Origin of the sequence: Streptomyces sp. LS1784 (assembly GCF_020103755.1) — a bacterium.
In the GTDB taxonomy this organism is placed as follows: Bacteria; Actinomycetota; Actinomycetes; order Streptomycetales; family Streptomycetaceae; genus Kitasatospora.
Genome location: NZ_JAHSQD010000348.1, coordinates 1 through 8907 on the forward strand (window position 1 = coordinate 1; position 8907 = coordinate 8907).

Annotated in this window: 8 protein-coding genes; 3 read left to right on the forward strand and 5 right to left on the reverse strand. The window is 72.9% G+C overall.

What is annotated here, in order from left to right; all coding sequences use genetic code 11:
* A partial coding sequence (locus KS423_RS30265; protein ID WP_224282961.1) for an ATP-binding cassette domain-containing protein occupies window positions 1–359 on the reverse strand: 359 nt, incomplete at its 3' end.
* A gap of 733 nt (window positions 360–1092) precedes the next feature.
* On the opposite strand from KS423_RS30265, the gene KS423_RS30270 reads away from it, so the two are divergent.
* Window positions 1093–2385, forward strand: a complete 1293-nt coding sequence (locus KS423_RS30270) for a cytochrome P450 (RefSeq protein ID WP_224282962.1) — start codon at window positions 1093–1095, stop codon at window positions 2383–2385.
* 135 nt (window positions 2386–2520) lie between these two features.
* On the opposite strand, the gene KS423_RS30275 is transcribed toward KS423_RS30270, so the two are convergent.
* The 3 genes from KS423_RS30275 to KS423_RS30285 form a co-directional block, all read right to left on the reverse strand.
* Complete coding sequence (locus tag KS423_RS30275) at window positions 2521–3609, reverse strand: sodium:calcium antiporter (RefSeq protein ID WP_224282963.1); 1089 nt, start codon at window positions 3607–3609, stop codon at window positions 2521–2523.
* Between the two features lie 303 nt (window positions 3610–3912).
* Window positions 3913–4323 carry a (2Fe-2S) ferredoxin domain-containing protein gene (locus KS423_RS30280; RefSeq protein WP_224282964.1) on the reverse strand — a complete coding sequence of 137 codons (411 nt, stop codon included), beginning with the start codon at window positions 4321–4323 and terminating at the stop codon, window positions 3913–3915.
* Window positions 4320–6308, reverse strand: a complete 1989-nt coding sequence (locus tag KS423_RS30285) for a heavy metal translocating P-type ATPase (RefSeq protein ID WP_224282965.1) — start codon at window positions 6306–6308, stop codon at window positions 4320–4322. Before KS423_RS30285 ends, KS423_RS30280 begins: the two co-directional genes overlap by 4 nt.
* A gap of 98 nt (window positions 6309–6406) precedes the next feature.
* Between KS423_RS30285 and KS423_RS30290 the strand changes: the two genes are divergently transcribed.
* A complete protein-coding gene (locus KS423_RS30290; RefSeq protein ID WP_224282966.1) occupies window positions 6407–6802 on the forward strand; it encodes a metalloregulator ArsR/SmtB family transcription factor in 396 nt (131 codons plus the stop codon).
* Between the two features lie 260 nt (window positions 6803–7062).
* Here the strand turns inward: KS423_RS30290 and KS423_RS30295 are convergent, their stop codons facing one another.
* Window positions 7063–7848 carry a methyltransferase domain-containing protein gene (locus KS423_RS30295; protein ID WP_224282967.1) on the reverse strand — a complete coding sequence of 262 codons (786 nt, stop codon included), beginning with the start codon at window positions 7846–7848 and terminating at the stop codon, window positions 7063–7065.
* Between the two features lie 208 nt (window positions 7849–8056).
* On the opposite strand from KS423_RS30295, the gene KS423_RS30300 reads away from it, so the two are divergent.
* Window positions 8057–8907 (forward strand): RNA ligase family protein (locus tag KS423_RS30300; protein WP_224282968.1); only part of this gene is annotated, 851 nt, incomplete at its 3' end.

Sequence of the window (8907 nt, forward strand, 5' to 3'; positions counted from 1 at the left end):
GCCTTGGTCCGGGGGCCAGCAGGACCGGCCGGCCTGACCGCCGTCGCCGCCTCCGGCCGGCTCGCCGGCGCGCGGGCACACGCCACGCGTTGCTGCTGACCGCCGGGCAGCTCGGCCGGACGGTGCATCAGAGTGGACTTGCCGGAGCCGGAGTGGCCCGTGATCGCGACGAACTCACCGCGCGGCACGGACACGGTGACCGCGTCCAGGGCGACCACCCGGGTCTCGCCGGAGCGCTGGGCCGACGAGAGCGCCGTCGTAGCCGTCGGCGACCGCGAGCGGGCCGCCCGCACCGTCGGCAAGGACGCCCTCGCCGCCCGCCGCACCCGGGCCCGCAGCCGCGTCCCCGCAGCAGCCATCGGCCTGCTCGGGCGCCTCGGACGCCTTTGCCCGGCCACGCTCGGCGCTGTGCCACGCAGGGTCACCGTCCTGCTCGCCCCGCCCCGCGCCGCCACATCTGGTCCGCCGCCACGCTCGCCGGCCTCGCCGCCTCGACCGCCCCCTGCGCGGCCGAGACCGCCCACGGCCTGGAGGCACTCCCGGAGCTGGCCAAGCATGCGGCCACGGGCAGTTGACGGGCCCCGGTTCGAGGACGTTCAGCCGTACCGGCCCCATCGTTCAGGAACCTCGTCATCCCGAATTGCGAGGTTGCCGGTTCACGTGCCGGCTGTTCCGTTCCTCAGGGGCGCTGACACCCCTCGATCCTGAGGTAGCCGGCACCGCCATATCCCAAGGCCGGGGGCGGCACTGACCTCCAGCGCCAGGTCGGCGTCGGCCGGCTGCGGGCCCGGCCCGCAAGCACGCGCCCGTATCCATACGTGCGACCGATGCCCCGGATATGACACATATGGCGTATGTGGAAGTATGGAATATATGGCACTTGGTGCTGAAGCCAGGCGAGAGGAGCGCATCATGATTGCCAAGCTGCTCAGCAAGCTGTCCTTCACCCGCCACTACGGTGCGTACGGCGAACACGACTGGACCTGACGGCACTGCCGGCGAACGCCCTCGGGCGTCCGCCGGCTCCCGGCCACGCCGCCGACGACATCGGCCTGGACGGGTAAGAGGGTCAGGGACGATCTCATGGGCCGCATGAACGAGCCGCCCCGGCTGCCCGAAGGCAGCTTCGCGGCCTGGAGCCGCGACCGGCTGGCGGTAGCGCGCCGTGGCGCTGACGAGTGCGGAGACGTCTGGCAGCTGGACCCGGGCGTCTACGTCACCGCTGCGGCCGGGCCGTGTGAAGCAGTCCTGCGCCGCGAGCAGGACTTCCCCAAGCCCCCCTCGCCCCTCTTCCCGCCGTTGAAGCGGGCGAGCGGAGCACCGACGCCTGAGGAGCGGGCGAACGCTCACGCCGCGCGGATGCGCGGACTGCGCCCCCAGGCGGTCGCAGCCCGGATCGGTGAGATCGCGCCGGGGACCGCTCGATTCGCCGACCAATGGCCCACCGGCCAGGATGTCGAGATCCTGCCCCCGGTCCGGCACGCCCTGGCGGAGATCGGCGTGCGCTACCTCTTCTCCGAGGACGCACCCACCCTGCTGCCCTTCGCCTCACAGCTCTTCCAGGCCCGGGAGTTGCTCGTACGCCCCTCGCGCTGGGTGTGGCCGCGCTGGATCCCCACACCGGCACGACGGTTCCGCACCCGACAGCAAATCGCCTTCACCGACGCGCTGCGGCCCATCGTCCGCCGGCGCCGTTCGTCGGGCAGCCTCGGTGACGACGTGCTGGGGCAGATGCTCCGGCCCTCCCCCCGCTACGGCCTGCTGCCGGAAGAGGCCATCCTCGACAGTCTCCCCGGAATCACCGTCGCCACCTTCGAGACGCCTTCCCGGGCGGCCGGATGGATCCTGCTCCACCTGGCCCGGTACCCCCGGGCGGCGGGCCTCGTCGCGGAAGAAGCCGCCCTGCTGCCCGCGGACCCGGCCGCGACGACCAGCACCCACCTCGACAGCCTGCGATACACCCGGGCGCTGGTACACGAGGTGCTTCGACTGCACCCCCCGAGCTGGCTCCTGACCCGGCGTACCACGCGACGGACCCAGCTCGCCGGCTACACCATCGACGCCGGGTCCACCGTTCTCGTCTGCCCCTACACCGCCCAACGCGACGCACGGGAACACTCCGAACCGGACCGGTTCCAGCCCGAACGCTGGCTCGACGATGCGGGCTCGCCGGCGAAACCCGGGGCCTTCCTCTCCTTCGGCACCGGGCCGCACGGCTGCGAGGGAGCCGCTCTGGCCATGGCCGTGCTGACGCTCCTGACCGCGCAGACCGCCCGCCGCTACCACGTGAGCGAGCCGCCCGGACCGGAACCCGGCTACCAGGTCACCACCTTCGGAGGTCTCGCACCTGACGGCCTGCGCCTGCGCGCCACCTCGCGCGGCTGAGGGCAGTCCTGCTGTCGAAGATGCCGTGCTCTGTGGGATCAGCCCTCGTCGTCCTCGACCGGGGCCGGGACCGGGGCGCGGGCCCGGCCTGTGGCCGAACCGCGCCACCGGGGCGTCAGACAGCTCCCGTCGCGATCAGTTGAGGACGGGAATCAGCCCGGCCGCGAAGACGGCGTAGAGCAGCGCCGTCACACCGAGCCGGGCCGGGGTCAGTTTGTGGGCACGCATGGTCAGCAGGAGGTAGACGATCGCGGCCATGGTGACGACCCCGGACCACAGCAGCGCACCGTCGAAGTGCCAGCTGGTGAACAGCAGGCCGATACCGCTGGGGACGGTGGCCTGGATCATCATCGCGCCCGAGATGTTCGCGAGGGCGAGCTTGGTCTTGCCCTGACGGACCCAGATGACGGCGTTCATGATCTCCGGCAGTTCGGTGGCGATCGGGGACAGCAGAAGAGCCGTCACGGTGGCCGACAGGCCGAGCATCGGACCGATCACGTCGAGCTGCTTCACGAAGAAGTGCGCGGCGAAGAAGATCACCACCAAGGTGGCGAGCGTCTGGGCCACCACCGCCCAGGTGTCGGGGGACGCCTTCTTCCGCTGGAACTTCAGCGGTTCCAGCTCCTCCTCGTCCTCCTCCTCGCCCTCGGCGCGGCTGCTGCGGATCTCCCGCCAGAAGTAGACCGCGTACGCCGCGAAGAACAGGATGCCGAGGGCGGGCTTGAACGCGAAGGCGACCAGACCGAGCGCGACCTTGACGGCGAAGATCGGCAGGAACCAGCTCTGGTCCTTGGCCAGCCGCTTCATGTCCCTCTCGCCGCCGAGCGCTTGGCCGCCGCCGGGGACGCCGCCGATGGACGCGACCGCGTCGTTCCGTCCGCCGACCCCCACCGGAACGGGGGCCGCAGCCGCGCTGCGCGCCTTTCGGCGGTGGAGCAGGAGCATCACACCGGTGACACCGTAGGCGACCGTGGCGAGGGCGAGCGGACCGCCCATGGCGGCACCCACGCCGATGTTCCTGGCCTCCTGGGTGGCCCCCGTGGTGACCGCGACCAGGGTCACCACCGACTCGGGCAGCGCGGTGCCGAAGGCGGCCAGGATCGTACCGACCGCCATCTTCCCGACGTTGAGGCGCTCACCCAGCCATTCGACCGCGTTGACGAACCACTCGCACGAGAGGTAGATCGCCACCGCGCAGACGATGAGCAACACGAAATGGATCACGGGATCCGTCCTGCCTTCCCGCCTCGGCGCGGGTCCGAAGGACGGCCGGCGCGAGGGGCACGGGCAGGCTTCGGCCCCGCCGACGCGCTGTTTCCGTCGTCGACCATGGACCGAAGGTCTCGCCCGCCCGGATCCGTACCGAATCACGGGCCCGGCCACCGGGAGGCGGATGACTCCAGTGTGTCGACGACCGGTTCGCGGGGCTACTCCCCTTCGCAGGGGTAGACCATACCGGGGCTTTACCTCCTCTTGATACTCATTGCCGCTGTTTCCCGCGTCACATCCCCTCGGTGCGGGTCCGGTTCAGTCGTCGAGCGCCTGGCGGATCCGGCGGGAGGGCCGGAAGGCGTAGAGGTCGAGGACGCCCGGCGGATCGGCGAGTCCGGGGCCGCCGGCCTCGACCCAGGCGGTGATGTCGCGGGCGGCTTCGGCGTCGTTGACCAGGGCGAGCCACACGGGGCGCCCGCCGGCCTTGCGGCCCTCGGCGGAGGGCTGGACCACCATCACGTTGGCCTGCTCGCAGGCGTCCAGGCAGCCGGTCGGGCGCACGTTCGCGATCCCCGCGAGCGAGGTGCGGAGGTCTTCGAGCCGGGCGGCGTGGTCCACACCGGGCACCTTCGGGGTGCCGCAGCAGCAGCCCCGGCAGACGGCGACGGTGCAGCGGGCCGCCGCCCCCTTCACGGGGGCGACGGCCTTCCTGCTTCGACGGCTCACCGGCCGCCCTCGGCACGGGCCCTGGTCCAGGCGGCCTCGCGCAGCAGCCGCAGGCCGTTGAGGCCGACGATCACCGTCGAGCCCTCGTGGCCGAGCACGCCCAGCGGCAGCGGCAGGGTGGCGACCAGGTCCCAGACGACCAGCACCGAGATGAACACCGAGGCGATCACAAGGTTCTGCACCACGAAGCCGCGGGCCCGCCGGGAGAGTGCCACCACGGCGGGGACGGTGGCGAGTTCGTCGCGCACGATCACGGCGTCGGCGGTCTCCAGGGCGAGGTCGGAGCCGGCCCGGCCCATCGCGATGCCGGTGTGGGCGGCGGCGAGCGCGGGCGCGTCGTTGACGCCGTCGCCGATCACCAGCACCTTGCGCCCGGCCGTCTCCTGCTCGCGGACGGCGGCGACCTTGTCCTGCGGCAGCAGACCGGCCCGCACCTCCGTGATGCCGACCTCGGCCGCGAGGTGGGCGGCGGCACGCGGGTTGTCACCGGTGAGCAGCATGGGCGTGCGGCCGGTGAGCCCGGTCAGGGCGGTCACGGTGTCGGCGGCGTCGGGGCGCAGCCGGTCGGCGATGCCGAGCACGCCGACCGGGACGCCGTCCGCCTCCACCAGGACGGCGGTGCGGCCGGTCTCCTCCAGCTCGGCGGCGATGACGGCGGCGTGGGCGGAGGCCGTGTCCGTACGGCCGTTGATCAGCCGCGTCGGTGCACCGACCGCGATGGTGCGGCCCTCGACCGTGGCGGTGATGCCGACGCCCGGGGTGGAGGCGAAGTGCTCGGCGTCGGCCAGGGCGAGGCCCCGGGTGCGGGCGGCGTCGACGACGGCGCGGGCCAGCGGGTGCTCGCTGGGGTGCTCGGCCGCGGCGGCGAGCGCCAGCAGCTCCTCCTCGGTGAGGCCGGAACCGGTGAGGGGACGGAGGTCGGTGACGCGCGGGGTGCCCTCCGTGAGCGTGCCGGTCTTGTCCAGCGCGACGGTGTCGACCTGGCCGAGGCGCTCCATCACGACAGCGGACTTCACCAGCACGCCGTGGCGTCCGGCGTTGGCGATGGCGGAGAGCAGCGGCGGCATGGTGGCCAGCACCACCGCGCACGGGGAGGCGACGATCATGAAGGTCATCGCGCGCAGCAGCGAGCCGGTGAAGGCCGCGCCGAAGGCGAGCGGGACGGCGAAGACGGCGAGAGTCGCGATGACCATGCTGATCGAGTAGCGCTGTTCGACCTTCTCGATGAAGAGCTGGGTGGGCGCCTTGGTCTCGGAGGCCTCCTCGACCATGGCGACGATCCGGGCGATCACCGAGTCGGAGGCGTCCCGCTCGACCCGGATCCGCAGCGCGCCGTTGCCGTTGAGGGTTCCGGCGAAGACCTCGTCCCCGGTCTCCTTGGCCACGGGCAGCGGCTCGCCGGTGATGGTGGCCTGGTCGACCTCGCTCGCACCGTCGAGAACCTTGCCGTCGGCGCCGATCCGCTCACCGGGACGCACGAGGACGGTCTCACCGACCGCGAGCTCCTCGGTGGGCACGGTCTCCTCGCCGCCGTCGGGCAGCAGCCGGGTGGCGGTGGCCGGGGCGAGGTCGAGCAGTCCGCGCACCGAGTCGGCGGTACGGGCGGTGGCCAGCGCCTCCAGGGCGCCGGAGGTGGCGAAGATGACGATCAGCAGCGCGCCGTCCATCACCTGCCCGACCGCCGCAGCCCCGAGCGCGGCGACGATCATCAGCAGGTCGACGTCGAGGGTCTTCTCGCGCAGCGCCTGCAACCCCGCCCACGCCGGCTCCCACCCGCCGGTCGCGTAGGCGAGGACGTACAGCGGGCCCCAGGCCCAGGCGGGGGCGCCGGTCAGCTGGAGCGGCAGCGCGATCAGGAACAGCACCGTCGCGGCGGCGGCCCAGCGGGCCTCGGGCAGTGCGAAGACCCGCGTGCGGCGGCGCGGGGCGGCATCCGAACGAGGCGCGGCCGCGGGCGCGGGGCGCTCGATCAGGGTGGAGGACATGGCAGAGGAACCCTTCAGGGCAGGGCAGGACCGACGACCCGTCCACCATACATGAACATATGAACGCTCCTTCATTTATGAGTTGTAGTATTGCCCCCATGGGTCATGGAGCCGCTCCCGCCACCGCCGTCCCGCGCACGCGCCTGGACGCAGCCAGCGCCGCCCGGGTGGCCACCACCCTGCAGGCCCTGGCCACCCCCTCCCGCCTGCTGATCCTCTCCCGCCTGCGCGAGGGCCCCTGCGCCGCCACCGAACTCGCCACCGAGGTCGGCATGGAGCAGTCCGCCTGCTCCCACCAACTGCGACTGCTCCGCAACCTCGGCCTCGTCGTCGGCACCCGCCAGGGCCGCTCGGTCGTCTACGCGCTCTACGACAACCACGTCGCCGAACTCCTCGACCAGGCCGTCTACCACATCGAGCACCTGCGCCTCGGTCTCAGCGATGCCGCCGACATGCAGGACGAGGACGAAGCGGTCCAGGGCCCGACGCACTGACCGCCCGCGGCCGGCCGAGGCAACCGAAGGCCCGGAAGCCACCCCACCGGCACACCCTGCGCTCCTTCGACTCACGTTCGACCTCGACGCCCGGACGTTCCAGGATGCCGGTGCTGGGGTCGATCAGGCCCCGGGTGTGGCTGCGCTCCGGGGAGCGCCTGGGGGAGCGGTCGATCGCCAGGGCGCGGAGGTCGCGGCAGGACGGGGTGGCGTCGGGCATCCCTGGGCCCTGGTCGGGGGTGGGTGTCCGCCGCTGCGGTTCAGGCCTGGGCGGCGCGGCGGATGATCAGCATGTCCTGGGTGTGGCCGATGGCGTAGCCGTCTGCGGGGAGCGCGAAGTGGTCCTGGACGTAGGCGGTCAGGGCCGCGCGGGAGGGGAGCGGGTCCAGGGCGGCCAGGTCGGCGACGTTGACCATGAACTCGGCGACGTCCACCGCCTCGGCGAGGTGGGGCGTGCGGTAGTGGAGGTCGAGGGTTTCGAGGGCGTAGCCGTGCTCCGGGTGCCGTTCACGCAGGCGATCGGCGAGCGGGCCGAGGTCGTAGCGGACGCCGGTGAAGTGCGCGGCCATCCGCATGCAGGGGCTCTCCGGGTTCTGGAGCACGACCAGGAGGGTGCCGCCGGGGGCCGTCCAGTCCAGGGCGCGGGTGACGGTGCCGAGCCAGTCCACCTCGGGCACGTAGTAGAGCACGTGGGAGAGGTGGACGAGGTCGCCCTGCTCGGGCGGGTGGACCCGGTCGAGCGGCTCCGGGAGGACCAGGGCGTCGGGGCAGGCAGTGCCGAGCTTCTCGCGCATCGCGGCGCTGGGCTCCACCGCGATCGTCCGGTCGAAGGAGCGGCTCAGGTAGGCGGTGGTGCGGCCGTCTCCCGCGCCGAGGTCCAGCAGGACGCGGCGGTGCGGCAGGGCGGCCGCGATCTCGCCCAGCCAGGCGTGGGTGATCGGCTTCTCGTCCGTGCCGGCGAGGAACAGTTCGAACGCCCGGCGGTAGTCGGCGCTCGCCACGTCCAGCACCCGGACCGGGCCCGCGTCCTTCGCCCTCGTCTCCACCTGTCGGCCTCCCCTGTTGACGGCGTGTCGGGTGGCGCCATTGCACCGCGCGGGTGCGGCACGGGGGTGCAGGGACGTTCCTGCCCGCGTGTCGCCCGGGCCCCCAGCTGCCGAGGGGCACCCTCACCAGTCCCGTTTAATCGGTGGCCGGGGCTTCGCGGCCGCTCCTACAGTGGCCGCCGGATCAAGAACGCCCAGGGAGCCGGACATGCGTGTGCACTACCCCCGGACGCCGCATCTGCCCTGGTCACCGGGCGCCACGGCGGACGACGTACGGACCGGGGACCTGTCCGCGCTGACCGGCGCCGAGGTCGTCGTCACCGAGAAGCTCGACGGCGAGAACACCACGCTCTACCGCGACGGCCTGCACGCCCGCTCGCTGGACTCCGGCCACCACCCCTCCCGCGCCTGGGTGAAGGGCCTCCAGGGCCGGATCGCCCCGCGCATCCCGGACGGCTGGCGGATCTGCGGCGAGAACCTGTTCGCCCGGCACTCGATCCCGTACACCGATCTGGAGAGCTGGTTCTACGGCTTCTCGGTCTGGACGACCGGGCCCGACGGCCAGGACCACTGCCTGGACTGGGACGACACCGTCCGCTTCCTGCGCCGCCTCGGCATCCCCGCCCCTCGGGTGCTGTGGCGCGGCCGCTACGACGAACGGGCCCTGCGCGCCCTGCGGTTGGACCTCGACCGGCAGGAGGGGTACGTGGTGCGGACGGTCCGGGGCTTCCCCCGGGCCGAGTTCGGCGAGCGGGTCGCCAAGTGGGTCCGCCCGCGGCACGTGCGCACCGGCACCCACTGGATGCACGCCGCGGTGGTGGAGAACGGGCTCGGCCCGAGCTCCGCGCTCTGGGCCGTACGCTCCGGTGCGCTGCCCGAACCTGCCGCCCTCGCGGCCGCCCTGCACCTTCCCGAACTCTGCTGCCCACCGGAGGAATTGGCCGAGGTCTCGGCCCGGCTGGACGAACTAGGCCGGGGCGGGGACAGCCGGCTGGCCGGCGTGCTCGCCACCGCGCTGCGCACCGCCCGCCGCCAGTCGCTGGCGCCGCGGCTGGCCGG